Origin of the sequence: [Pseudopropionibacterium] massiliense (assembly GCF_900607225.1) — a bacterium.
Classification (GTDB): Bacteria; Actinomycetota; Actinomycetes; order Propionibacteriales; family Propionibacteriaceae; genus Arachnia; species Arachnia massiliensis.
In genome coordinates, this window is record NZ_LR027842.1 from 2,775,395 (window position 1) to 2,800,802 (window position 25,408).

General features: G+C 65.5%; 25 protein-coding genes. 14 read left to right on the plus strand and 11 right to left on the minus strand.

The features are described 5' to 3' along the window. Positions 1–191: 191 nt before the first annotated feature. From E0E39_RS12340 to E0E39_RS12350, 3 genes are all read left to right on the plus strand, one after another. Positions 192–839: a 4'-phosphopantetheinyl transferase family protein gene (locus tag E0E39_RS12340; RefSeq protein WP_130875010.1), complete on the plus strand. Its 648-nt coding sequence runs from the start codon at positions 192–194 to the stop codon at positions 837–839. 179 nt (positions 840–1,018) lie between these two features. Continuing rightward, positions 1,019–1,903 carry a nitroreductase family protein gene (locus tag E0E39_RS12345; protein ID WP_165444778.1) on the plus strand — a complete coding sequence of 295 codons (885 nt, stop codon included), beginning with the start codon at positions 1,019–1,021 and terminating at the stop codon, positions 1,901–1,903. A 237-nt stretch (positions 1,904–2,140) separates the two neighbouring features. Then, positions 2,141–3,013, plus strand: coding sequence for an SDR family oxidoreductase (locus tag E0E39_RS12350; RefSeq protein WP_130875012.1), 873 nt, complete (start codon positions 2,141–2,143; stop codon positions 3,011–3,013). A gap of 64 nt (positions 3,014–3,077) precedes the next feature. Here the strand turns inward: E0E39_RS12350 and E0E39_RS12355 are convergent, their stop codons facing one another. Then, a complete protein-coding gene (locus E0E39_RS12355; RefSeq protein WP_130875013.1) occupies positions 3,078–3,866 on the minus strand; it encodes an AfsR/SARP family transcriptional regulator in 789 nt (262 codons plus the stop codon). Between the two features lie 862 nt (positions 3,867–4,728). Continuing rightward, a complete protein-coding gene (hpt, locus tag E0E39_RS12360; protein ID WP_130875014.1) occupies positions 4,729–5,280 on the minus strand; it encodes a hypoxanthine phosphoribosyltransferase in 552 nt (183 codons plus the stop codon). Positions 5,281–5,391: 111 nt separating this feature from the next. Between hpt and E0E39_RS12365 the strand changes: the two genes are divergently transcribed. Further along, entirely contained in the window at positions 5,392–5,979 is a 588-nt protein-coding gene (locus E0E39_RS12365) for a histidine phosphatase family protein (protein WP_130875015.1), read from the plus strand. 37 nt (positions 5,980–6,016) lie between these two features. Here E0E39_RS12365 and E0E39_RS12370 read toward each other — a convergent pair whose 3' ends face one another. After that, complete coding sequence (locus E0E39_RS12370; RefSeq protein WP_130875016.1) at positions 6,017–6,394, minus strand: DUF2218 domain-containing protein; 378 nt, start codon at positions 6,392–6,394, stop codon at positions 6,017–6,019. A gap of 285 nt (positions 6,395–6,679) precedes the next feature. On the opposite strand from E0E39_RS12370, the gene mutA reads away from it, so the two are divergent. The 5 genes from mutA to E0E39_RS12395 all read left to right on the plus strand — a co-directional run bounded on the left by mutA (position 6,680) and on the right by E0E39_RS12395 (position 12,266). Continuing rightward, positions 6,680–8,548, plus strand: coding sequence for a methylmalonyl-CoA mutase small subunit (gene mutA, locus E0E39_RS12375; RefSeq protein WP_130875017.1), 1,869 nt, complete (start codon positions 6,680–6,682; stop codon positions 8,546–8,548). Between the two features lie 3 nt (positions 8,549–8,551). Next, positions 8,552–10,744 (plus strand): methylmalonyl-CoA mutase, encoded by a 2,193-nt coding sequence (gene scpA / locus E0E39_RS12380; RefSeq protein ID WP_061787214.1) that lies wholly within the window; start codon positions 8,552–8,554, stop codon positions 10,742–10,744. A gap of 98 nt (positions 10,745–10,842) precedes the next feature. After that, a complete protein-coding gene (locus E0E39_RS12385) occupies positions 10,843–11,343 on the plus strand; it encodes a hypothetical protein (protein ID WP_130875018.1) in 501 nt (166 codons plus the stop codon). Between the two features lie 33 nt (positions 11,344–11,376). Then, positions 11,377–11,787, plus strand: coding sequence for a helix-turn-helix domain-containing protein (locus E0E39_RS12390; protein ID WP_245988312.1), 411 nt, complete (start codon positions 11,377–11,379; stop codon positions 11,785–11,787). A gap of 17 nt (positions 11,788–11,804) precedes the next feature. Beyond that, positions 11,805–12,266, plus strand: a complete 462-nt coding sequence (locus tag E0E39_RS12395) for a hypothetical protein (protein WP_130875019.1) — start codon at positions 11,805–11,807, stop codon at positions 12,264–12,266. Between the two features lie 1,016 nt (positions 12,267–13,282). Here E0E39_RS12395 and E0E39_RS12400 read toward each other — a convergent pair. Continuing rightward, on the minus strand, positions 13,283–13,903 hold the full coding sequence (locus E0E39_RS12400; RefSeq protein WP_130875020.1) for a TetR/AcrR family transcriptional regulator: 621 nt from the start codon (positions 13,901–13,903) through the stop codon (positions 13,283–13,285). A 90-nt stretch (positions 13,904–13,993) separates the two neighbouring features. On the opposite strand from E0E39_RS12400, the gene E0E39_RS12405 reads away from it, so the two are divergent. Beyond that, positions 13,994–14,386: a DUF1304 domain-containing protein gene (locus tag E0E39_RS12405; RefSeq protein WP_130875021.1), complete on the plus strand. Its 393-nt coding sequence runs from the start codon at positions 13,994–13,996 to the stop codon at positions 14,384–14,386. Positions 14,387–14,398: 12 nt separating this feature from the next. Here the strand turns inward: E0E39_RS12405 and E0E39_RS12410 are convergent, their stop codons facing one another. The 4 genes from E0E39_RS12410 to E0E39_RS12425 form a co-directional block, all read right to left on the minus strand. Further along, entirely contained in the window at positions 14,399–15,358 is a 960-nt protein-coding gene (locus E0E39_RS12410; RefSeq protein WP_130875022.1) for a hypothetical protein, read from the minus strand. Continuing rightward, entirely contained in the window at positions 15,355–15,678 is a 324-nt protein-coding gene (locus tag E0E39_RS12415; protein WP_130875023.1) for an immunity 53 family protein, read from the minus strand. Before E0E39_RS12415 ends, E0E39_RS12410 begins: the two co-directional genes overlap by 4 nt. Before the next feature lie 244 nt (positions 15,679–15,922). Continuing rightward, positions 15,923–17,392: a leucine-rich repeat protein gene (locus tag E0E39_RS12420; protein ID WP_165444779.1), complete on the minus strand. Its 1,470-nt coding sequence runs from the start codon at positions 17,390–17,392 to the stop codon at positions 15,923–15,925. Between the two features lie 145 nt (positions 17,393–17,537). Continuing rightward, the gene (locus E0E39_RS12425) at positions 17,538–19,004 is read right to left on the minus strand and encodes a DUF7059 domain-containing protein (RefSeq protein WP_130875025.1); all 1,467 of its coding nucleotides are present in this window, start codon (positions 19,002–19,004) and stop codon (positions 17,538–17,540) included. A gap of 282 nt (positions 19,005–19,286) precedes the next feature. On the opposite strand from E0E39_RS12425, the gene E0E39_RS12430 reads away from it, so the two are divergent. Next, positions 19,287–19,691, plus strand: coding sequence for a carboxypeptidase-like regulatory domain-containing protein (locus tag E0E39_RS12430; protein ID WP_130875026.1), 405 nt, complete (start codon positions 19,287–19,289; stop codon positions 19,689–19,691). Between the two features lie 78 nt (positions 19,692–19,769). On the opposite strand, the gene E0E39_RS12435 is transcribed toward E0E39_RS12430, so the two are convergent. The 3 genes from E0E39_RS12435 to E0E39_RS12445 are packed head-to-tail and all read right to left on the minus strand — an operon-like array spanning position 19,770 to position 23,992. Continuing rightward, on the minus strand, positions 19,770–21,485 hold the full coding sequence (locus tag E0E39_RS12435; RefSeq protein WP_130875027.1) for an ABC transporter ATP-binding protein: 1,716 nt from the start codon (positions 21,483–21,485) through the stop codon (positions 19,770–19,772). Continuing rightward, positions 21,485–22,486, minus strand: coding sequence for an ABC transporter ATP-binding protein (locus tag E0E39_RS12440; protein ID WP_130875028.1), 1,002 nt, complete (start codon positions 22,484–22,486; stop codon positions 21,485–21,487). Before E0E39_RS12440 ends, E0E39_RS12435 begins: the two co-directional genes overlap by 1 nt. A gap of 12 nt (positions 22,487–22,498) precedes the next feature. Continuing rightward, entirely contained in the window at positions 22,499–23,992 is a 1,494-nt protein-coding gene (locus E0E39_RS12445; protein WP_130875029.1) for an SIP domain-containing protein, read from the minus strand. A gap of 335 nt (positions 23,993–24,327) precedes the next feature. Here E0E39_RS12445 and E0E39_RS12450 point away from each other — a divergent pair, with 335 nt between their 5' ends. The 3 genes from E0E39_RS12450 to E0E39_RS12460 are packed head-to-tail and all read left to right on the plus strand — an operon-like array spanning position 24,328 to position 25,402. Beyond that, the gene (locus E0E39_RS12450) at positions 24,328–24,549 is read left to right on the plus strand and encodes a DUF4244 domain-containing protein (RefSeq protein WP_130875030.1); all 222 of its coding nucleotides are present in this window, start codon (positions 24,328–24,330) and stop codon (positions 24,547–24,549) included. Between the two features lie 5 nt (positions 24,550–24,554). Next, positions 24,555–25,049, plus strand: a complete 495-nt coding sequence (locus tag E0E39_RS12455; protein WP_130875031.1) for a hypothetical protein — start codon at positions 24,555–24,557, stop codon at positions 25,047–25,049. Further along, positions 25,046–25,402: an Rv3654c family TadE-like protein gene (locus E0E39_RS12460; RefSeq protein WP_165444780.1), complete on the plus strand. Its 357-nt coding sequence runs from the start codon at positions 25,046–25,048 to the stop codon at positions 25,400–25,402. Before E0E39_RS12455 ends, E0E39_RS12460 begins: the two co-directional genes overlap by 4 nt. Positions 25,403–25,408: the final 6 nt, after the last annotated feature.

Genomic DNA, 25,408 nt, shown 5'->3' on the forward strand with positions numbered 1-25,408 from the left:
AGGAATCAGTTTCACGGCCTCGCCTGACGGAACGGCGTGCACGGCGGTGACAAGTGTCTGACACTTTTGCATCAGCCTCCTGACAGCATGTCATCAGTCATCCATCAGTCTTCGGAAGGACGCTGCCTTTTGTGTCTGCCCACCACCTCGCGCTCCGGTTTCTCCCCATCGCTCCGATCACCAAGCACCGCATGGTCGAGAGACACGACTGGGCAGCAGAGAGACTCACGCAACTCGAGAAGACCTCTTGGAGACAGCTACGGGGACGGCGCTCCGATGAATGGCTCGCGGGCAGGCTCGCGGCCAAGGACGCCGTCATCGCACTTCACGGTGCAGCTTCCACCGGTGCTGCCTTCTGGCCGGAGATCACGACGAGTGTCTCCGATTCAGATCACGGCCGACCGCTCACATGCGCGCCCTACCACATCAGCATTTCACACTCCCACGGTCTCGCAGTCGCCGCAGCATCAACCCGACCTGTTGGTGTCGACATCGAGGCACATGAACGCCGGTGGCCACTCAACGTATTGGAGCTCATCACGCATGTCACGGAGCGCCTTCCCCGGCCGGTCCGGCTCCTGCCCGCCATGGCGTGGAGTTGCGCCGAGGCAGTTCTCAAACAGCGCGGCTGTGGGATCCGCCAGGGAATCGACGTGGTTCATCTGACCCGGTTCACCGACGAGGGTGTCTTCGAATGGACCGAACATCCTCCACGGGAAGGCCGCGGCGTTGACGCGCCACTCTGCGGATTCGCCAAAAACTTGGGATCCCACTCACTGGCTCTCGTCTGGGAGCAGGAACCCATCAAACAACACAACGACGAGAGAGCAAAATCATGACAGTTTCAGACCCCCGAGCCGATCTCGAAGACGCACTCATCCGGGCTGTGAGGAGTCCTTCTTCTCACAATTCCCAGGCCTGGAGGCTCGAACTGAGAAGCGATGGGGATTCCCCCCTCCTGTGTGCGTATGTCGACGAGAAACGATCACTGCGCTCCCTCCCCTCTCATCGGACGGAGATGCTCCTGAGTCTGGGGGCGCTGTGGCACGCCATTGATCTGGAAATGCAGAATCGCGGGTGGCGCCTTGAACGAGTCGCATCACCGAAAAGCTTCTCCGCTCCGCTCGCCGCTCACATCATCCGTTCAGAAGCGGATCTGCGACCAACGCGCGAAACGAAGTTCCTCGTCTCCCGGCGAACCGCCCGCGGCCCCTATCTGCGCGTCCCCCTGAGCGACGAGGAATGCCGATCCGTAGTCGCCGCTGTCACGTCGTCCTCCCACCGGAGCAACGAAGCAAACTCGGTCCGGGCCGTCGTCCTTACCGATCCGCAGGTCATCACCGACGTGTCCAAGCTGGCGGCGGTTGGTGCACCACGAGATTTCCTGCACCCCACGGCATGGCGAGAAACATGGAGTTTCCTTCGCTCCGAAGCGGAACTCGTCTCACGCCCCGATGGTTTTGCCTGGAGAGACATCTTCGGACCAGAGCACGGAATCGCTTCCTTTTTCGCCCAGTTCCTGTGCTCCCCCCGTGCAATGCCGATCACGGGAAGGTTGGGCCTTGCACGGATCTTGGCGGGCAGCCTGGCTCGACTCATCAGAAATAGTCCCGGTCTTCTACTACTCACGGCAGGAGCCGATGCCCTGAACGACGACGAAACCTGCGCCGATGCCGGTGCCGCCATGCACAGCGTTTGGCTTGGAGCCGAAGCCCTCGGACTGGGATTGCACCCGGTCTCCGTTCTCATCCAGTACAGAGACCTGCGCGCCGAGCTTGCCCGACGCACAGGTGTGCAAGACCCGTTCTTCGTGGCACGCATCGGCCACCCAGAGAATCCAACACCCGGGCGTCCCACGCCTCGTAGGCCGACACAGGAGATCCTTGAATGCGAAACTTCTTGACCAAATCTCGCCCACTCGAAGTTGCGACGCCGCGATCGGTCTATTCTTGGATAACATTGTCCAGAAATGGATGAACCCATCGTCAGGGTTCGCCCCGAGTAGACAGCAAGGATGTGACACATGTGACCAGAAGCGTCCCGGTCGGCCCCTGACCCTCTTCTCCTCGATGCTGCGCAGAAGCAGACCGACGCTCCTCGCACACCACGTCCGCACACAGCAGAAAGAGCAGGAAAACTCATGACCACAACAACCCTCGTCGCCGGAGCCACAGGCTATCTCGGACGTTTCGTCGTCGCCGAGCTGCACCGCCGTGGCCACAAGGTGCGCGCGATCACCCGCAGTCGCGAGCGGGCCGTCTCTCCAGGCCCCTGGGATTCTCCCTCACTGGATGGCCTCGTCGACGACTGGGCCGTCGGGGAGGTCACGAATCCCGCATTCGTCGCCGATGTCGCAGAAGGGGCCGACGATGTCATATCCGCCTTGGGGGTCACCAAGCAGAAGGCCAATCCTTGGGACATCGACCACCAGGCCAATCTCGCCGTCCTCCGCTCCGCGGAGAAGCACGGCGTCAAGCACTTCTGCTTCGTCAACGTCATCGGAGGCGACCAGTGCCCGGCACAGCTGACCCGGGCAAAGACCGCTTTCGCCCAAGAACTGACAGCCTCCCGGATATCGAGTCAGATCATCAATCCCCCCGGATACTTCTCCGACATGACCCAGATTCTTCAGATGGCCAAAAAGGGTCGCGTCTTCCTCTTCCGCCCGGAAACCAGGATCAATCCCATTCACGGCGCCGACCTCGCGAAGTTCTGCATCGACCGCTTGACCGACGGCGAGGAGGGCGCATGGAACGTGGGAGGCCCCGAGGTCTTCACCTGGAAAGGGCTCGCTGAGTGCGCCTTCCAAGCTCTCAATCGGCCCGCAAAAATCGCAACCATGTCACCCGCCACCCTGTCACCCATCATCGGAACTCTCGGAGTCTTCAACCGGAGAAAGGCAGACACGATGCGCTTCATCTCGTGGAGCATGCTCCACGACTGCGTAGGTGAACCCTTCGGCACTCACAGGCTGCTCGACTTCTACAAGGATCTTGTCGCGGGCAAGCACTGATCAAACAACACCAAACCCACATCTGCCCCTCGTTGCGCCAAGTCCCATGGCTCGGCGCAACGAGTTATGCGATGAGCTTGTCGACAGCCTCGCCATCACCTCGATCATTCAAGATGATGTCGTAAACGGCATACAGCCGTTTCCCAGGAACCATCCCCATCTTCGCCCCAAGAGTTGATGCAAAGCCATTGAAATGCTCGAGAGCCGCCGCATGACGACCCCGCCGATAGAGGGAAATCATACGCAACTCGCAGTATCGTTCGTCAAGAGGTCGTTCCAGCACGAGCTCTGCCGTGTTGTGGTCAGCGCTCATGACATCTCCTTCCATGAGTTGTTTCAGGACGATACGTTCACGTAGGTCAAGCCGAAGTTGTTCGAGGTTTCGTGCATACGCATCGCACCGAGCAGAGCCCGTGACACCCATGAGAAAAGGCTCGGTCCACCCCACCAAGATCCGGCAGCACTCCTCGATGGGAACGTTTGGAGAATTGAGCACTCTACGTACAGCAGCTTTGAAGACGAGCGCATCAACATTCGCTGAATCAACATCGAAGCAATATCCCCCTGGAACTGAAACGATGGCCCTCTCGGCAACCCCGCACTCTCGGAGGAGACGACGAGTACGCGCGATCGTGGCCTGCAGGGCGTTGTCCGCATCCCGGGGCTGATCATCGCCCCACAGCTCCTGCCCCAAGACTGATTTCGACACCGGACGCCCGGCTTCCATTCCCAGCAATGCCAGACACACTCGAGCTTTACCGGAACGAACGGGAAAGCAATCAGAACCAACACAAATTGCGATGCGCCCCGATAATCTGAGTCGCATTCCTCCACTTGCGCGATCAACCTCCATTGGTTTCACTTTCTACTAAACGACGTTGTACCTGCCACCATGCATCTTAACCAGCTCTTCGCAGGGTGTGGCGGGTAGCTGGGGTATGGCATCGGCGGGGAGGCTGGTACGAAAGGGGCTCTTGGGTCAGGATGAAGGTGTTGAAGCAGCATCCGAAACCCAAGAGCCCGTACATCATGCGCTATCCCACCCTGCCTCGACGCGTTCTGCCGACTGGTCTTGTCGGCGCCTGCCCAGCAGGTTGAACTCGATCACACCGTGCTCCGCTGCCGGCCCGACACGCTACCGGGGACGTATCGGGTTGCACCCAGCCGAGGACCCGCCATGACGCGGTGTTGCGCCGGTTGGCGCATATCCCTCATGGATGGAAACCCACCATGGTTCAGGCAGTGGTGCCGCATTACCACCGTGCCACTCGCCCTCGGGTCTGACGCCACGATATCCACCCGGCAGGGCGAAACTCTCACGTGACGCAATCACGTTGGCAGTGACGATGATCGTCGTTGACCACCTCTGCATCACCGGGATCGTTGACACGCTGAGGGTGACCTGGAACACCTCCGAGGAACAGCCCGAGAATTCCGCAGCCTCACCCGTTACATCGCCCGCAGCCTCCTCGACACAGGCGGCTTCAGACCCCTGAACCACTCGCTGCTACGAAGAACTTCTCAACTTCTCGCGAGTTGCCTTGGCTCCAAGGCGCTGTTTTCACGATCGCGTTCGAGGCAGGGACGGCAAAGTCGGTGGGTGAAGGTGGCGTGAGGAAGGTTTGTTCACAGCCATCCTCAAAGCACGCTCTGACTAGGGGTGGCGCACCGACTTCGACACATGCCGTGTCGGTCCGAGAAGAAAGCGGGCAGAGTCAGGAGTAGACGTGGGGGGCCAGGACCGCGAGGTCGCGGAGGTTACGGTAGCGGCTGGCGTAGTCGAGGCCATAGCCGACGACGAACTCGTTGGGGATGTCGAAGCCGACGTACTTGACGGGCACATCCATCTGAGCCGCCGCAGGCTTGCGGAACATCGTCATGATCTCGAGGCTGGCGGGCCTGCGGCTGGTCAGGTTCGAGATCAGGTAGCTCAGCGTCAGGCCGGTGTCGATGATGTCCTCGACGACCAAGACGTGGCGTCCCTCGATGTCGACGCCAAGGTCCTTCAGGATGCGCACCACACCACTGGACTGGGTGCCGGAACCGTAGGAGGAGATGGCCATCCAGTCCATCTCCACGTGGCTCTTCATGGCGCGTTGCAGGTCGGAGACCACCATAATCGCCCCGTTAAGCACCCCCACGAGCAGGATGTCACGCCCGGCGTAGTCGGCATCGATCCGGACGGCGATCTCAGCGACGCGTGCCGCGATCTGGTCGCTGGTGTAGAGAACTTCGGACAGGTCGGAGATCACATCGGCTGCATCCACCCTTGTCACCCTAGAACCCCCCACTCCCCGACACCGTCTTCTTGGTTGGCGAGTCGGCGACTTGGGTCCGAAACGCCTGTTCGGCCGGCTTCACCCGCTTACGATCAAGCCATGCGACTCCTCCTGATCCGTCACGGCGAAACCCAGGCGAACGTCGACCACCGGCTTGACACCGCCTACCCGGGCTACCGGTTGACCAATCACGGCCTGACCCAGGCCGCCTCGCTGCCGGGAAGGCTTGCCGACGAACCGATCGAGGCGGTCTACGCATCCCCGTTGACACGCGCGCAGCAGACGGCTGCCCCCCTCGCCGAGTCGCTGGGACTGGAGGTGCAGGTCCTCGACGGGGTGCAGGAGATCTCGGCGGGCGTGGAGGAGCTCAACCACGACTGGCGGGCCTACGTGGCGGAGCTGCAAGCCTGGTCCTCCGAGAACATGGACTCCTGCCTGGAGGGCGGCGAGACGGCGCGGCAGTTCATGTCCCGTTTCACCTCGGCCATCTGCAGGGTGGAGTCGGCCGGCCACGACTGCGCCGCGGTCGTCAGCCACGGGGCGGCGCTTCGGGTGTGGACGCTGGCGCAGGACCCCGGTTTCGGCCTGAAGAAGGCACCGCCGCTCAGCAACACCCAGTGGATCGTGATCAACGGTTCCTGCCGGGACGGCTGGAGCATCGAACGCTGGGGCGAGGCCGTGGCCTGACCCCGGCAGGGGATCAACCGGCGAGAAGCCGCCGGGGTCAGCGGTCCCCGGGTGTCACGGGGCCTTGGGTGGTGCCCGGCGTCCCGTCCCCACGTTCCCAGCGGACCACCATGCCCTGCTTGGCGCCGAATCGGGCCAGGTGGATGCCCACGACCTCCTCCAGTCGTTCGAGGTGCTCGTCGGCCGCGGACAGCCGCAGCACCAGGACCTCGCCGTCGCAGGAGAGCTCGACGACGCCGGTGGTGGGGCCCTCGCGGTTGAACTCCAGGGAGCCGGTCCTGCTGTCCTCGTCCCATGTGGTGGTGATCTTGCGGCCCATGTGGCTTGCCAGCTGTTTGCCGTAGCGGGCGGGGCGGTCCGTGGCCACCCGCGCGGTCGAGGTGCGGGGAAAGACGTGTGTCTCGGAAGCGCTCATGAACCCATCCTCACCCATCCTCCAAGCGGGTCTCCGCCACGGCTCCTGACGAGGCCGGCGCATCGCCGGGAAGCGCCCGGCGGCACCGGGCCCGAGGCCCGTCGTTGGTAGGACCATTACGCCCATCCTCTGCCCGGCAGGCACCTTTTCCCCGGAACCAATCCGCCCCCGAGGTCGGTCTTTCGCCCGGGCTGGGCTAGGGTTGGGATGTCGAGGACTAGCAGTCCCGAAACCAGGCAGCCATACCCCCGCAATGGTTTGTCAGAAGGATTTGGACGGAGAGCGATGAGCGCAGAATCAACGAGCGCGGCCGAGATCAGTCTCGCCGCTGACTTCGCCACTCCCAGCCTTGCAGACTGGGAGAAAGAGGTGCTGAAGGTACTGAACCGGAGACGTCCCGAGGGCAAGGAACTCAACATTGAGCAGGCATACAAGCGCCTGACGAGCCACACCGTCGATGGGCTTGTGATCAAGCCGCTGTACACCATTGACGATGGCGTCAAGGAGCTTGGTTTCCCCGGAGTGGCCCCATTCACGCGCGGCACCACGGTCCGTGCAGGAGAGATGGATGAGGGCTGGTTCAGTGCTCAGCTCATTGAGGAACCCGACCCGGCCGAGGCCCGCAAGGCCGTGGACACCGACCTGGAGCGCGGCACCTCCGCGGTCTGGGTGCGCGTGGATCCCGATGCGGTCCCCGCAGACAAGCTGGCTGAGGTCCTGAGCGATGTCCTGTTCGACCTTGCCCCCACACATGTTTCCTCCAACACCGATGAGTTGGCGGCCGCCGAGGCCCTGGCCGCGGCTTTCGCCGCCTCCGGTAAGGAGAACATCCGCGGCAGCCTCGGCATCGACCCGATCGGTTTCGCCGCCCTCAACGGAACCATCCCCGACCTCTCGGTGATCGCGAGGGCCGTGGAGCTTGCAAAGCCGTTCCCGGGCGTGCGTCCCATCGTCGTGGACGCCTCCCGTTACGATTCCATGGGCGCCGGTGACGTCGCCCAGCTGGCCTACGCGCTGGCCACGGGCATCGAGTACGTGCGCGCCCTCACCGATCTCGGGCTGAGCGCCGACGAGGCCTTCGACAGCATCCTGTTCCGGGTCTCCGCGAACACCAACCAGTTCATCACCATCTCCCGGCTGCGCGCGCTGCGCACCCTGTGGAACCGGGTCGGCGAGGTGCTCGGGGTGAGCCCGGAGAAACGCGGCGCGGTGCAGCACGCCGTCACGTCGCTGCGCGAGATCACCCGCGACGACGCCTACGTCAACGTGCTGCGCGGCACCATCTCGGCCTTCGCCGCGGCCGTCGGCCAGGCCGAGTTCATCACCGTGTTGCCGCTCGACACCGTGATCGGTCTTCCCGACGTCCTGACCCGCCGTATCGCCCGCAACACCCAGGTGGTGCTGGCCGAGGAGTCGAACATCGGCCGCGTCAACGACCCGGCCGGCGGCGCATGGTTCGTCGAGTCCATGACCAAGCAGCTCTGCGAGAAGGCCTGGGAGCTGTTCGGTCAGCTCGACGAGAAGGGTATGGCTGCCGCCATCGCCGATGGCACCGTGGCCGACCAGCTCAAGGAAATCAACGAGGCCCGCGCCAAGCTGCTCGCCACCCGCAAGCTGCCGCTGACGGGCGTCTCGATGTTCCCGAACCACCTCGAGAAGGCCCTCGAACGCGCCCCGCGCCCCGCGGCCCCGAAGCTCGGCGGCATCCCGTTCGTGCGCGACAGCCAGGTCTTCGAGGACCTCCGGGACCGTTCCAAGGCCGCCAAGAAGACCCCGACCGTGCTGCTGGCCTGCCTCGGCACCCGGCGCGACTTCGGTGGTCGCGAGGGCTTCACCTCGAACCTGTACCACGTGGGTGGCATCAACACCGTGATCGCGGAGGGCACCAACCCGGAGGTGTTCGTCAAGGCCATGCAGGAGGCGGGCACCGACATCGCGGTCCTGTGCTCCAGCGCGAAGGTCTACGCCGCCCACGGTCTCGCCGTCGCGAAGGCCCTGAAGGAGGCGGGCGCCCAGGAGGTGCGGCTCGCCGGGCAGCTGAAGGAACTCGGCGGCGACGAGGCCGAGGTGAACGCCGTGATCGACGGCAACGTCTTCGACGGAATGAATGTGGTGGAGTTGCTGACCTCCACCCTGGACAAGCTGGAGGCCTGAGCAATGACCACGATTCCCCGTTTCGGCTCGGTCGACCTGAACGGCGACGGCATCCCTGCCGACGCCAAGAAACAGTTCGACGACCACTTCCACCAGGTCGGTCACTCCGCCGGCTGGCAGACCCCGGAGCACATCCTGGTGCCGCCGCTGTTCGGCAGCGGCGACCTGGAGGGCCTGGACTTCCTCACCACCCGCCCCGGCATCGCGCCCTACCTGCGCGGCCCCTACGCGACGATGTACGTGAACCAGCCGTGGACGATCCGCCAGTACGCCGGGTTCTCCACCGCCGAGGAGTCGAACGCTTTCTACCGCCGCAACCTCGCGGCCGGCCAGAAGGGCCTGTCGATCGCCTTCGACCTGGCCACCCACCGCGGCTACGACTCCGACCACCCGCGCGTGGCCGGTGACGTCGGCATGGCCGGCGTGGCCGTCGACTCCATCCTGGACATGCGGCAGCTGTTCGACGGCATCCCGCTGGACCAGATGTCGGTTTCGATGACCATGAACGGCGCGGTGCTCCCGGTGCTGGCGCTCTACGTCATCGCCGCCGAGGAGCAGGGCGTCAAGCCCGAGCAGCTGGCCGGAACCATTCAGAACGACATTCTGAAGGAGTTCATGGTCCGCAACACCTACATCTACCCGCCGCAGCCGTCGATGAAGATCATCGCCGACATCTTCGCCTTCACCAGCGCGAACATGCCGCGATTCAACTCCATCTCCATCTCCGGCTACCACATGCAGGAGGCCGGCGCGACCGCCGACATCGAGATGGCCTACACCCTGGCCGACGGCGTGGAGTACATCCGCGCCGGTGAGTCGGTGGGCCTGACGGTCGACGCCTTCGCGCCGCGGCTGTCGTTCTTCTGGGCGATCGGCATGAACTTCTTCATGGAGGTCGCGAAGATGCGCGCCGCCCGCATGCTGTGGGCGCGTCTGGTTCGCGGCTTCAACCCGAAGAACCCGAAGTCGATGAGCCTGCGCACGCACTCGCAGACCTCCGGCTGGTCGTTGACCGCCCAGGACGTCTACAACAACGTGGTGCGCACCTGCATCGAGGCCATGGGCGCCACGCAGGGACACACGCAGTCGCTGCACACCAACGCCCTCGACGAGGCCATCGCGTTGCCGACGGACTTCTCCGCCCGCATCGCCCGCAACACCCAGCTGTTCATCCAGCAGGAGTCGAAGACCTGCCAGACGGTGGATCCGTGGGCCGGTTCGGCGTACGTGGAAAAACTCACCGAGCAGCTGGCCCGCAAGGGCTGGGAACGCATCCAGGAGGTCGAGCAGGCCGGCGGCATGGCCAAGGCCATCGAGCAGGGCATCCCGAAGATGCGCATCGAGGAAGCCGCGGCCCGCACCCAGGCCCGCATCGACTCGGGCCGCCAGCCCGTGATCGGCGTCAACAAGTTCACCCTCGACCACGAGGACGAGCTGGAAGTGCTGAAGGTCGACAACCGTGCGGTCCGTGAGCAGCAGATCGCGAAGTTGGAGCGGCTGCGCGCCGAACGTGACGAGGAGGTCACCCAGCAGATGCTGGAGCGCGTCACCTGGGCGGCGGGGAACCCGGATCCGACGGACCCGGACCGCAACCTGCTGAAGGTGGCGATCGACGCGGCCCGCGCGAAGGCCTCCGTCGGCGAGATCTCCGACGCGCTGGAGAAGGTCTACGGGCGCTACACCGCGCAGATCCGTACCATTTCCGGTGTGTACAACAAGGAATCCGGTTCGTCCGCTGCGGTCGCGAAAGCCCGCAGGCTCGTCGAGGAGTTCGAGCAGGAGGAGGGACGTCGTCCCCGTATCCTGATCGCGAAGATGGGCCAGGACGGTCACGACCGCGGCCAGAAGGTCATCGCCACGGCCTACGCCGATCTCGGCATGGACGTAGATGTCGGCCCCCTGTTCCAGACCCCCGAGGAGGCCGCGCGGCAGGCCGTCGAGTCCGACGTGCACGTCGTGGGCGCCTCCTCCCTGGCGGCTGGTCACCTCACCCTGGTTCCCGAGCTGCGCAAGGAGCTGGACAAGCTGGGCCGGCAGGACATCATGGTCGTGGTCGGCGGTGTGATCCCGAGCCAGGACTTCCAGGAGCTCCGCGAGAAAGGCGCGGACGCGATCTACCCGCCGGGCACCAACATCCCGGAGGCCGCGATCGACCTCCTCGAGGTCCTGCACAAGCGCCTCCACGGCGACAAGTGACCCCGTGACCAAGCGGCCCGCCCCGGAAAGGGGCGGGCCGCTTGGTGTGCTCGGATTCGGCCCCCAGAATGTCGGTCACCGGTAATATGATGCTTGCCATGTCATCGCGCACCGGACTGCCCGAAGCTGCCAGCGGTGGGGCCCGGCGCTGGCACCTCTACGAAGAGGTCGAGGGAGACCCAACCCTCAGGGAAGAGCTACGTGATGTTCTCACGGCGACTCGTGACGGCTCTCCCGTTCCTAGACATGAACTCGAAATGCGGTTGGCCGAGTTCAAAAGCCAGGTCAACTATGCAGAGCATGGGCGGCTCTCGGCAGCGGGCTGGGAGTACGTCAACCGCGACCCGCGCCTCTGGGAGTTCCGGCTGCTGTGGGGAGACCAGGACATCAAGGTTCGTGCCTACTTTCACGAGCCACGGCAACGCACGGACCAAACGGTGGTGCTGCTCTTCCACATCAAGGACACGTCGCTTCCCACGTCAGAGGCTATCGCCTCAGCGCAGAACTTCTTCATAGAGAGAGCACGGTGTCGACTCACGACCGGGCAGGGCAATGACTGGGGGCTGGGCTGGACCCGGCCGCTCCTGGGAGACCGATGACCCAGCTTGACGGCGTGTTATAAACTAAAATCTATGAACACGCTTGAAGAGCTGCTCGGCATCGATCCCGACTCCCCCTCCATGCGGCGCGCGACCCAGCTCGTGGAGAACGACCGCGCGCTGCTGCGCAGGCTCATTCAGCTCCGGGGCGATCAGGGGTTGACCCAGCAGGATGTTGCGGACCGGATGGGGGTGACCCAGCCCACGATCGCCAAGTTCGAGGCGTACGACAGCAACCCGACGCTCGCCAGCATTCGCCGCTACGCACACGCCATCGGGGCGCTCGTCACGCACGTCGTCACGACCGACAGCGAGCGGCGACAGGATGGCGACTCTTGGATTCCAGTCCGCATGCCCACCAACGTTGTCTCAATTCCATCTCAGAGCAACCACGCCGAGCGTGTCCCCCCATCGCGTCTTCGGGTCCGCAGCGACGTCGCCTGACCTCCGGAGGAGCAGCCATGGACATCCACGAACTCCTCGAACAAGTCGATCTCAAAGAAGTTCGCCTGATCGAACGAAATGCTCAGCTGCTGCTGGATCCTTCCCCGGGCCACGGTTTGCAAAGCCTGTCGGACGCAACGCCTGAAGGGGATCTGGCTCTCGACATCAACCCGATCTCTTGGAGCGACATCATCGAGATCTGGTTTCGTATGCAGCTCACGAACGAGCACATGACGGTTCGGTGTGCCGTGGCTGTGGTTTACCAACGCGAGCCCAAAGACGAGGTTGATTCTGATGTACAGAAAGATTTCATTGAACGCGTTGCGGTCATGACCGCGTACCCGTACCTACGAGCCGAACTGCAGCATCAAGTGGCCGACCTGCGCCTCGGCACTCTCACTCTGGGAGTTCTGAGGCAAGGAGAATTCGAACTCATCAAGCGTCCCCCCACAGACGTTTGCCCTCCCTCAACAAGCTGAGGCCCAGATTTCCAGCCCTTCATCGCAGTTGCCGCTGGAAAAAGCTGACACTTTCAGACTGGGCGCGTGACGTGCCATACATCACCCCAACCTTGAGTCCTATTCACAGGCAGCACGAATGCCAGCAAAATCCCTAGTCAGGGCGCACTTGAGGATGGATGCACACAAGCTTTCTTGGAGGAACTAGCCAGGACCTGCGCTCATGTGGCTCACCCCGAGGCTTATTCACAGCCTCTCCGAAGCCGGCTGAGCCGGACCGGGACAAAGGAGCAGTCCACCTCGAAACCACCAGAGCCCGCCGCAATTCCCAGGACACGACCACCAAAAGAGTACGTTGGCCGGCGCCCCGCCTGTGAATAAATCTCCCCATGTCAAGCATGTCAACGCCTACTTACTGCCTCCACCGCTTGACATCCGCAGTTCCCGGGCCACCGTTTCCAGAGCCACATCGCCCCAAGAAGCTTATTCACAGTCATCCTCAAGCGCGCTCTGACTAGGGGTTTCGCTGGTCGACACGTCGCCTGTGAATAAGTCTCCAAGTCACACTTAAAGTGTAACTGTGGGCACAGCACTTACACTTTGCAGTTCCACTTTGCCTCGCCGATCCCCAGTCGGAAGGCGCCGGTCTGTATCCGCGGGTTCCCTGGTTACGCAGCACTCAACCCGGTTTTGGGGGCGAAACGAAGCGCTTTCCGTGTCGAGTGCTGCGCAACCGGGTTTCCCGGGAGTATCAGCGGCACCATCGGCGTACCAGGCCTCCACCCGTCGCGGCGTCCCTGCGCTTTCCGGATTCCCGAACGGCAGCCGCGATCGGTGATGTCGCGGTACCAAGGGGGCACCGGGGCAACGAAGGCCGAATGGCTGCTCGCGGGCGACGGCATCGGGCCCGGGGAACCGAACTCGAGTGTCGAGCTCACCCGAACCGGCCGAGCTCCCCATGACGGCATCCCCGGGATGAATCTCACGTCGACAGGAACTCGAGGCCGCCAGACATCCACGTGCGGGAGGCATGCCGGTCAGCGACGGCTTCCCCTGCACTCGTGGCGTGAGGCCTCGTGTTCGCTCATCCGCAGCAGATCGAGGGCCGCATCCAGCGATCCCGCCGCGAGCCGGGCATCGACCGGCGCCAGCGCCAGGGCGGCGACGACCAGGCCGGTGCACACCTCCGCGAGAACGTCCTGTTCGGCCGGCGGCAGCTGGGGGAACCAGGCCCGCACGCCCCTGCAGAGGGCGGTTCGCAGATCCTCCCGGTAGCCGGCGATCACGCGGGCCACGGCGTCGTCACGCCCGACAGGGGTGTTCGCTGCCCTGATCAGCAGGCACCCGCTCGCCGCCCCCGATTCCCCACGGAGCACCGCCGTACGCAACCCCGCGAGGTACTCCTGCAGCGCCCCCGGAGGGACGTCGTCAACGGCCAGAGGCCTCAGCAGCGGCCGGACGACCTCGTCGAGGTAGCTGGCGACGGCCGCGTCGAACAGGCCCCGCTTCGAGCCGAAGGTGTTGTAGATGCTCGACCGGCTCAGACCCGTGACACGTTCCAGCTCCGGCAGTGGCGTGTTCTCGAAGCCCAGGTCCCAGAAGAGGTCGCGGGCGGCGCGGACCACCTCGTCGGTGTCGAAGGCCTGCGTTCGTCCCATGTCGTTCCTCCACTTTGCGGATTGATCAATCCAGAATATAGTGGACCGGTCGATACAGAAAGCGGCTCGGGCCGCACGAAAGGGGGATCCATGACTACCGTCGGTCTCGTGCTCGCGGGAATCGCCGCGCTCGTGCACGTGTTCATCTTCTACCTCGAATCCGTCGCGTGGACGGGTGAACGGGCCCGGAGAATCTTCGGCACCGGGAGCGTCGAGCAGGCCGAGGCGCAGCGGCAGCTCGCCTTCAACCAAGGTTTCTACAACCTCTTCCTGGCGGTGGTGGCGGCGCTCGGCATCGTGCTCCATCTCGCGGGGCAGCAGACGGTGGGGGCGACGCTGGTGTTCGCCGGTGCGGGTTCGATGGTGGCCGCCAGCCTCGTCCTGCTGCTGTCGAGCCCGGACAAGGCCTCCGCGGCCCTCAAACAGGGCGTGATCCCCGCTCTCGGTGTCGTCGCGCTGATCATCGGCGTGATCGCCGGCTGACACGGCCCGGGTTCACCGCCCCCTGGCCGCTGACCCCCTCAGCCGGCTCAGGTAGATCAGCAGCACCACCAGTGATTCCGCGATCGGCAGCAACCCGTAGTGCCCACCGTTCAGCGTGACGCCCACTCCGGACAGCAGCTGCGCGGCCCCCTCGAACGCCCGGAGGGGCAGCCCGGTCAGCCACCCCAGGCCGGGAACGCTGTCCAGCAGCACGGCCAGAGCGGGCTGCACCACCGCGAGGACCGGAACCAGGCAGTTGATCAGCATCAGTTTCGCGGGCCGCAGCCCCGGGAGGGCTCGGATGACGTGCAGGAAGATCCACATCCCGACGCAGTAGAGCCCGAGCATCGGGATCACCGAGGCCAGTGTCGTGCCGCCGGGAAACGACACCGAGCAGAGCACGGCGACAATCACCAGACCCGCGGGCACCAGAACCACCGCCCAGATCTGCAGATCGGTGAGCCCCTTCCTGGAGCGTTTCCCGGATGTGGCGAGGCGCCGGCCGTACCCACCAGTGAGCAGACAGCTCAGCAGTGGGGCGGCCACCCAGCTCAGGCCGACCCCTCCCGGATCGCCGGCCCGGCTGTTCGGGTCCTCGAGGTCCACGAGCCCCAGCAGGATCTCCCAACCGCTGGTGGCGAACCCGGCCAGCAGCGCCAGCACCTGCAGTGACCCCGCCGTCGCCCACCGGAACCCCGGGCGGTGCTGGAAGCGCCGCACCAGCAGGAGTGTGATCACGATCCCGAGGCCATAGGCCAGCAGTGGCAGCAACGCCTGAGGGGTGAGCAGGGCCCGGGGGTCCCAGCCGCCCACGACGTTCCCGCCGCGGGAATCCGTCGAGACGGCGCCGTCCCACCACGGAACGGACCCGGGAACGGCCGGCAACCAGCGCCACAGCTGCCACGCCACGGCGCAGCCGATCAGGATCCACAGAAGTATGCGGGCGTCGCGTTGGCGGAGCAGCCGGCTCACAGTCCCTCCTGGGCCTCGGCGGCCCAGTCAAGGAAGATTTCCACGGCCTCCGCGAGGCTTCCGGGTCCGCAGAACACCTCGAATCGACGTCGCACGGCCGTTTCCCCGGTGTCCGCGACGCGGGCGTGAACCCAGTCGTCCCCGAGACGCTCCACGACGAACTCCTCGAAGGAGACGTTCTCCAGGTCGGTTCCCGTCAGATCCACCACGACCTTCCATCCCGGATTGTCGAGGGTTTCCACCGTGATCCCGCGGTCGCGCTCCCACACCCCGTCGCATTGTGTGACGTACCAGTCCTGGAGACGTTCCAGCGCGTTCACGAGTCCTTCCCCACGCGGTCCGGAATATCGCGGTACGGTCCCGCGCTCATCAGGATGATTCGCATAACGCCCCCCAGTCGCCCTCGCCCCGTTCACCCGGCGGGATTGTCCGTTGCATGTCCATGTTGTGTTTCCTGCTCATCTGCAATCGGCGACAGTGTCACAGACCGCACCCCGGGATGGGAAAAATTGACAGCCCTCATTGCGGGATTCGGTGGCTGGAGGCCGGCCCCACAGCGCATTCTCACAGGAAGGCCCCGGTTTTCGGCAGACCCGGATGAACCGGTGTGACGGCCCGGCTGGCCGCCGCACCCGACGGTGTCGACGCGGGCGGTGTGCTCGTCGGAGCCGGGTCCGTCGGGTCCTGGGTCCCGGGGTTGAGGGGCGACGGGGACTCCGAGGGAGCCGGGGAGGCCGTCGCCGAGGGCGAGGTGGAGGGAACCGGAGCGGGCCGGGTCGGGTGGCTGTCCGGGTCGAACGGGTCGGTTCCGGCCTCCACCTCCTCGCCGTTGGTGAAACCGTCGCCGTCGTCGTCGGCGTTCACGTCGAAGGACGGCCTGGCCGGTTCCGTCGCGCCGTCGCCCTTGTCGGTGACGACGATGCACTCGTCGGCGATGGTGTAGCCGCTCCACGTGGGTTTGGTGTAGCCGTCGGCGAGATGGCAGTAGTGGCTGACCTTCAGGTCACGGGGATCACCGAAGGAACCGGTGTTGGGGCTCCAGCGGCCGGGCGCCTGGATGGTGGGTGCGGGACCCTCCATCCTCACCGAGGTCAGGGCGTTGCTGCCGAAGGCGCGTTTCGCGATGGTGGTGACCTTGGCCGGGATGGTCAGTGAGGTGAGGTTGTTGTACTCGAATGCGGCCTCCTGGATCTCGGTGAGCTCCTCCGGCAGGGTCACGGAGGTCAGGTCGTTGCTGTGGAAGGCCCGCTCCGGGATGGTGGTGATGGATCCCGGCAGTTTCAGCGAGGTGAGTTTGTTGCCCGCGAACGCCTCCTTGCCCAGCGACGTCACGGTTTCCGGGATCTCCACGGATGTGAGTTTGTTGTTGGAGAAAACCCCGGCTGCCAGCGACGTCAACCCCCTGGGGATGGTGACGCTGGTCAGGGCGTTCGCCTCGAACGCGGAGGCGCCGACGGAGGTGACCGACTCGGGCAGCGCCAGCGAGGTCAGGCGGCACGACGCGAAGGCCGCCGGGCCGATGGTCGTGAGCCCGGCGGGAAGGTCGATCGAGGTGAGGTTGTTGTTGACGAACGTGGACGCCTTGATCTCGGTGAGTTTCTTCGGCAGCACGACGGTTTTCATGTGGTTGTTCATGAAAGCCTGCTCGCCGATGCCGGTCACCGAGTCCGGGATCACCAGGTCGTCGATGGAGTTGCCGTAGAAGGCGGCCTTGCCGATCTCCTCGAGCCCGTCGGGCAGCGTGACGGCCTTCAGACGGGCCGAACGCAGCCCCTCCTCGCCGATACGTTTGACCGGGTAGGAGGTGCCGTCGTGGGTGACGCTGGCGGGGATGGTGAGGGTGCGGGCGATCCCGGTGCGGTTGAAACCGACCACCGTCGCCCCCTGCCCGGGCGCATCCGGGTCGACGCGATAGGTCACCGCGTCCACCTCGACGTCGACGGTGGCGGCGTGGGCGCCCGGGGCCTGGAAAGCGAATCCCAGGCCGGCCACGAGGGCCATCACGAACCCTCGACGGAAGAACAGACGAGACATATGAGGTTTGCCTTTCCTACTGGACCGGGAAAGCATGCCACGGAATCCACGGCCCGGTCATCCAGCAATCAACGAAAGTGGCGGGTGCACGTTCCAGCACCGGTAGGTTTCGGGCCGTCCTCGGGATTGACGGACCGGGCCTCGGTCAGTGGGCGGTGAGGTACTGCTCCGCCAGGGCCCGCCGGAGAGCGGGGATCGCCTCGGATGCGACCTGCGCGGCCGGGATCTCCAGCAGGTGGGCCACGGCGGCGATGGTGCGTCCGACCGTGAGGTCACCGTCGAGGGCCCCCAGCACCGCGCCCGTGACGGTGCTCAGCCGCATCCCGCGCAGCAGTCCCGTGCGTTGCCGCAGCACCAGATACTCGGGGTCGGCGGCCCCGGGCCGGCCGGTGGTCTCGACGACAGCGTCGGTCAGGCGTGGGGTGAGCGACAGCAGCTCGGCGGCTTCGAGGCGGGCGGCGTCGACGGCCGCGGCATGGGCGGCGAACACCTCCCCGACGGGCTGAGCGACGGCGTGCGGCCACGACTCGCACCGGACCTCGGGTGTCTCGCGGCCGGCGTTAGTGAGCAGGATCCAGCCCATGCCGACCTCGTCGATGCCGAGGCGGTCGAAGTAGGCCAGCCATGTGCGATAGGTGGGTTCCCATTCGGGACGGCCCGTCAGGCCCGCGTCGGTCAGCCACATCTCGATGTAGGCGAATCTGTCGAGGCGTTCGCGTTCGATGGCGAACAGGTCGCAGCCGGAGCCCTCAACCCACGAGGCGAGCCGCTCCTCCCACGGCTGCTCCCGGAGGATGGCCCAGTTCGTCAGCAGCTGGAGGCTGCCCCCCGGGTTCAGGTGGGCGGGGGCGTCGCGGACGACGGCCTCAACCAGGCCGTCGGCGGTGAAGGTGGATTCCCGGTAGGTGAGGCGTTCCCCGCCGGGTGGGCTCATCACGTAGGGCGGGTTGGAGACGATCAGGTCGAACCGCTCCCCTGCCACCGGCTCGTACAGCGATCCCTCCCGGAAGTCGACGTCCATGCCGCTCAGCGCCGCGCCGAGGCGCGCGAGACGCAGGGCGCGCGGGTTGAGGTCGGTGGCGACCACCCGGTCGGCGTGGCGGGACAGGTGGTAGCTCTGCACCCCGCATCCCGTGCCGAGGTCGAGGGCCCGGCCGACGTGGCGCCGCATGGTGATCTCCGCCAGGGTCAGGGACGCGGGCGAGGCACCCAGCACGTAGTCGGGCCGGGTGGGTTCCACGATGCCGTCGAGCCCGGGGGTGAGGTCGCTGACCAGCCACCCGGAGGCGCCGTCGTCGGGTGAGGCGTAGGGCCGCAGTTCGACCACGGCCCGCGCGGATCCCCCGTCCGCGGCGATGATTCCCTGCGCCACCACGTCCGGGAAACACCCGCCGAAGGCGCGTTCCGCCGCCCCGGATGGAACCTGCTGCCTCAGCAGGAACAGGCGGATCAGCGTCGCGAGGGAGTCGTCCGCCCCGGCCAGGGTGACGTCGGCGGGCAGGGTGCAGTTGCGGTGCAACCCGGCCTGCCCGGCCTGCCCGATGCGTTCCAGCACGGAGTCGGTGGTGTAGTCGATCTCAATCAGCCGGTCGCGCAGCCGGGAAATGTCCATGCCGAAACCATAGGACCCTCGCGCCGGCGTTCGTGGTATCCGCGAAACGAGTGCCCGCGAGCCACGAGTGCCCGCGAGCCGTTTCCCCGCCCGTGGAGTCATCCGCGCCAACACAACTCCCCCGCGCTTCCCGGTCGTCTCGCGGACCCGCCTGCGAGCGCCTTGACTTCGTTTTCGCCGGCGTTTAGCGTCGAGAACACGGCGTCCCGCAACGCGCGACCCAGCGGGCCGGGACCACCGGAGCGTCTCCCATCGACCCGAGAACCGGAACGAGGCGAGAACATGAACACCAGGCACATCATCACGGGGCTGCTGCCGGCGCTCTGCCTGCTCGGCTGCTCAACCACTGTCCCCGCGACCCCCTCCAGCGAAACCATGCAGGCCAGCCCCATCAGCAACACGGATCCCCAGCCCAGCGGGGACAAATCCGGCGCCACACTGAAGGGCACGGTCCTCGACGAGAACGGCGAGCCGGTCGAGGACTGCCTCATCGCGATCAAGGGGGATTCGAGGGAAATGGCCATCGTCACCGACACCTCGGGGATGTTCTCCGTCGGAATCCGCCGCGGCCCGCAGCGCATCGTCATCAACTGCGACAAGCACCAGATCCACCAGGAGGAGGAGTTCCCGGTTCAGGTGCCGGAAACCGACACGTTCGAGCAGACCTTCACGGTCCGCAGGAAATAGCCCAAGGTTTCCCCGGTAGCGCAGCGCTCGACGCGTTTCCGGGCGTGGAACGGGGCGTTTTCCGCGTTGAGTGCCGCATCACCGTGTTGCCCGGAGACTCCACTGCGCGGCTGCTCGCCATTCCCGGAGGAGTCGTGCGTATTCCCCGGATGCCGCCGCCAGAACGGCCGGGACGCCTTGTTCGACGATGCGTCCTTCGCTCATGACGACGACGATATCGGCGAGTTCCAGCATCGCGGGCCGGTGGGTCACCACCACGGTGGTGTGGTTGTGGCGGATCTGGTTGATGCTGTCGATGATGGCCTGTTCGTTGCGGAAATCGAGGGCCGAGGTGGCCTCGTCGATCAGGAGCAGGGGTGCTTTTTTCGCCAGGGCGCGGGCGATGCCCACCCGTTGGCGTTCCCCGCCGGAAAGCTGGCTGCCCAGTTCACCCACCGGTGTGTCCCAGCCTGCGGGTGTCCCATTCAGGAGAGGGGCCAGCATGGCGGCGTCGGCAATGTGATCGAGGTCGGCCTGGTCGAGTTCGGGGTTGATGGCCAGTAGGTTGTCCCGCAGGGACGCGTCGGCCAGGACCGTGTCCTGGAAGACCATGGCCGCATTGCTTCGCAGGTGGCTCGTCGTGGTCTCGGTTGGGCTGTTGTTTCCGCCCAGTGCGATGGTGCCCGTGTCGGGAGTGCTCAGCCCTGCCAGGGTTCTGATGAGGGTGGTTTTGCCCGAGCCGGACCTTCCGATCACCACGGTGACTGTTCCCGGTAACAGGTCCAGGTTCACATCCGCGAGGCCGACGGTGCCGTCGGGGTAGGTCAGTTTCAGATTCCGGGCCCGCAGGTGCGGTGCCTCGGACATGGGAGGTGAGAGGTTGATCGGGGTGGTGTCGATGATGGCGTGGACTTCTCGGAGGTTGCGGTTGATCGCGACAACTCCGGCGACGGTACCCGCCACCGTGGTGACCTGCTCGAGGACTCGCAGCAGCACGATGATCAGGGTGGCTGCGGTGATCGCATCGATCGCACCGGAGTCGAGGGCCAGCCACGCCGTGAAACCGAAACCGAGCAGCACCGCTTGTAGGACGAGGCTGAACAGGAACTCGCTGGGGATCTGCCACAGCAGGAGTTTCAGTATCCGGCGTTGAGTTTTCCCTATGGCGTCGGTGACCAACCGGTTCCCCAAGGACAGGTTGCGTGCTGTGCGCAGTGACGGCTGGGCCCAGGCGAACTCGAAGAGCCGGTCGTCGAGTTCCTGGGTCGCTGCAGTGTAGGCGTGTTGGGATCGCGATTCCAGCGCGGTGCTGGCCCACAACGCCGCCAACGCCAGGATTCCGCCAACCAGGGTGACCGCCCCAACGGGAGGCGAGATGGCCAGGAGCCCAATTCCAAGCGCCAGCGTGAAAGCCACGGCGGTTACCACCGGGGTGATCAGCAGGATCACCCCGGATGTGGCCTCGGTGGCCCCGCTGGCCATCAGGGTGCGCAGTGCCGCGGCCCGTTGCGGAGTCACGTCGGGCCACGCCAGGACCGCTCCGGGGGTGCGCTGCTGGATGGTGCGCATCATGCTGACCCCGAGACGCAGTCCGCGCCGAGCGGTGAGCACGTCCATGCCCCAGGCCGCGACGATCAACCCCAGCAGCGCCGCCACCCACGGGGCGCCGCTGGCCGGGAAGCCGCCGAACAGGGATCTGCCCAGGGGGAACAACACCAGGATCGCGGCCGCCTGGAGTGTCGCGGAGACGACGGCCAAGACCAAGTAGGTCCAGAAATCACGTTTGGCTGTGATGGCGTGCAGGTGTCGCAGCATTACCGACTCCCCTCATGCGCGGAGCCTGCGCGCCACAACTCGGTGTAGATTCCGTCCCGGTCGAGCAGTTCCTGATGGGTGCCGGATTCGGCGATGGCGCCGTCGCGCAGCACGACGATCCGGTCGGCGTCCCGTATGGTGTGGAGCCGGTGGGCGATCATGAGAACGGTGCGTCCCGTGAGCAGATGGTCCAGCCCTTGGCGGATCGCCCATTCGGAGTCCGGATCGGCCGCGGCGGTGGCTTCGTCCAGGACCACGATCGGGGTGTCGGCCAGCAGCGTTCGGGCGATCCCGATGCGTTGACGTTCCCCGCCAGAGAGGCGCGTGTTGTCGACCATGGTGTCGTAGCCCTGAGGCAACTGCATGATGCGCTCGTGGATCTGGGCCGCCGTCGCCGCGGCCCGCACCTGCTCGTCGGTGGCGCTCGGCCGGCTCAAGGCGATGTTGTCGCGCACGCTGGCTCGCAGCAGCTGCACGTCCTGCAGCAGGATCGCGACCTTGGAGTACAGCTCGTCGGAGGAGAGGCTGCGAATGTCGACACCGTCGATGCTGACGATTCCGGCCTGCGGATCCCACATCCGCGCCAGCAGCGCGGCCACCGTTGATTTACCTGCTCCGGAGGGACCGACCAGTGCCGTGACCTGACCGGGTTGAAGTTCCAGGTCCAACGCCGGTAGCACCGTGGGTCCCGCCCCATAGCTGAACCTGACGCCTGAGAATCGGACGTGCCCCGGGGGCTCGTGCCGGTTGTCGGAGGAGGTCAGACCCGGCGTGCCGAGCAGCCATTCCAGGGAGTCGCGGGCCGCGAAGGATTGCGTCAGGACACCGATGCTCGACGCGATCCCGATCAGCTGGACCCCGCACGAGGTGCCCACGATCAGGAAGATGATCAACTCCTCAGGACGCATCCAGCCCGCCGAGATGAATGTCCATCCGGCCAGCACCAACAGGCCCAGCACCGTCGTCGGGCGGTTGATCATGACGGCCTGGGTTTTCGCCACCGAGGTTTCCTCCTACCACTGTTCCACGACATCACCCATCCGGCGCAGTGTGCCCTGCAGGTCGACAACAGCCTTCGGACCGAACACCCGGGCCTGGTCGATCGTGCTGAGGAAGGTCTGTGCCTGCCCCGAGGCCAGAGCCGAGGTGCGCTGCACGAGAACGTTTGCGTCGGCGTCGCGCCGGGAGATCCGAATCATCACGGACAGGAACACGACCAGCGGAAGCAGCAGCACCAGGGCGAGCTGCCACTGCACCACGAACAGGTACCCCAGGGTCACAACCGGTGTGACGACCGCAGCTACGAGGTCGAGCACCGAATGAGTGACCACATGGTGCAGCGCTGCCACGTCGTCGCCGACCAAAGTTTTCACATCAGCTGCTTTGCGGTTGGTGAACCAGCCCAGTGGCAGTGTGCTCAGCTTGTCCATCAGACGCTGTCGCAACGCAGCAGCGAATCGGGCGTCGTAGATGTGCATGCCGAACAGCAACGCCGTGGTGCCGATAGCGCTCAGGGCCATGACCCACAGGGCCGTGAAGCCCACCGCGATGAACTCGTCCACACCTGCGCCACGAAGGAAGAGGCGGGCCACCTCGGCGAACAGGACGAGCGGTACGACCTGCAACACGGCGAGCAGACCCTGCGCTGTGCCACCCACGACCAACGCGCCACGAGCCGGGGCCAGGACCCGCTCCGGGGCGGGTGAAACGGTGGACGGCGCCGTGGGGTGTGGTTCCTGTTCCCGAGCGGCCTGTTCCAGGACACGCGATTTACCCATGGCTCGCCCCTTCACCCAGTAGGCCTGAGCATGGAGCGTTGCCCGGTTCAAACCGAACTCACGCTCCAGCGGGGTGCGGGCACGCCGGGTCGCGAGGGACTCAGCCGTCACCCACGCGTACCACCCGGTCCAGTCCCGCCCGGAAATGGCCTGCGCCAAACCCTGCCCGTCGGGCAATTCCTCCACCCAGCTGGCCGTGATGTTCGGCCCCTCCGGTAGCGGCAGCTCGGCGTCGCGCTCATCATGCTGCTCCAGGTACACCACGACCGGATGTTCCGGTGGGATCGAGCAGGCCAGGGAATGGATCGCAGGGTAGGACGCCAGATCTACCAGGAAGAGATACCCCCTGGGTGCGGGATCCAGCAGCTCGAAGGGTTCCTCGCCGAACCGCATCGCCACGATCTGATCACCCGGCTCACACGTCGTGGCCCAATATGCCGCAGGACCCATCGGATGGTGAATGACGAAGTCAATGGCAAATTCACCGGTCCCCGGATCCGCCTCGGCCAACGTATACCCACGTTGGAACTGTTTCGCCCCGCCATCGGGATCAGGAAACCAGGCACGCACCCAGTTCCCGGGCGCCTCCCCGGCAGGAGCGAGCAGCGTGTCGGACCGCAGGAACACACGTACGAAGTGATCCGCGCGGTGTTCGCGCCCCATCACCGTCACAACGTGCTCCGTGGCCCCGAGGCTCTTGAGCACCGCCCCCTGGATCCCTTTACCCATGGCTGAATCCTTTCAGGAAGTTTTGCCCATCCATAGTGGCGAATGGGAATTCGTCACCCAGCCTGGCCCTGTCCGAGGCGACAGGACGCGGGCACAGGCCTTCCATCTCATCGACCGGGCGAGGAGCAACGGCAGGGTCGTCCGTCGTCGAAACGGACCTCGGCCTCCTCCTACGGGTGGTGTTGTTGCGAAAACCGAATGTGTTGTCCGGGAGAGTCCGGGTGTTGTCACCCGGACGGCTGAATGTGGAAAAGGCAATTCGCGGGGATCACGATGCCCAAGGTGAGGGTGTCACCGGATGAAAGGCGTCCGGTGGACGTGTGAAAGGGGAAGCCATGAACGAGTCCACCACGAGCATCGCCCGCATCGAGAAGAAACCGCTGTCCCGTCGTTTTGCCGAACGGGGGCTCACCACCGTCGAATACGCCATCGGTCTGCTGGGCGCCGCGGCCGCGGCAATGCTGCTGATCCGCGTCTTCCATGACAACTCGATCTTCGACACGATCATGAAGTGGGTCACCGACATCTTCGTCAACGTCGCCCAGCAGGACAACTGATCGGCATGCGTGGGGCGGATGCATCCGCCCCACGCCTCCGGGTGGGTGAGCCGGGGGCGTGGGGCGAGGAGACAGCGACGGCTGAAGCCGCACCCCCGGTTTCCCCGGCACCTCGCCGAGGACGAGCGGGGCGCGTCGGCTGGTTCGGGCGGCGCAGGGCCCGTCGTGGGCAGCGGGGAATGGTGACGGTGGAGTTCGCCATCGGACTGATCACCATCGTGCTGCTGGTCTCGGCCCTGGTCGGGATCGTCCTGCTGGGGGTGTGCCAGTCGGGCATCCAGACCATCAGCTCTGACCTGGCCAAGCACCTGTCCCGGGGCGATGACGCGCTGGCGGAGAGAACCAGGCAGAAGGCGCCCGAGCGGGCGCGCATCGAGATCGAACGCGCCGAGGCCGGGGTGCGGGTGACGACCCGCCTGGACGTCCCGGTTCTCAACGTCGGTGTCATTCCACTTGAGGCCACCGCCTGGGCGCACTGGGAGCCGGGGGTCGGGCCGTGACGCACGACGAGCGGGGAGTGGGGACGGTGCTGGTCGCGGGGATCTGCCTGGGGTTGGTGATGGTCGCGGCCACCGCCGCACTGATCGTCGGGTGGCTGGCCCGCGCGGAGAAGGCCCAGGATGTCGCCGACCTGACGGCCCTGGCCGCCGCAGCGGTCGAGGCGGATGGTGGTGACGCCTGCGCCGAGGCCGCGAGGGTGGCCGCCGAGAACGGTGGGCGCCTCACCGGCTGCGAGGTGCGGGGGCAGCGTCCCCGGTTCGTGGTCGAGGTGACGACGGCCCTGCCGCTGCTGGAGGGGCGTGGTTTCAACCCCGCCGACGTGGAGCGCAGCGCCACCGCGGGGACGGTGTGAAAGGAG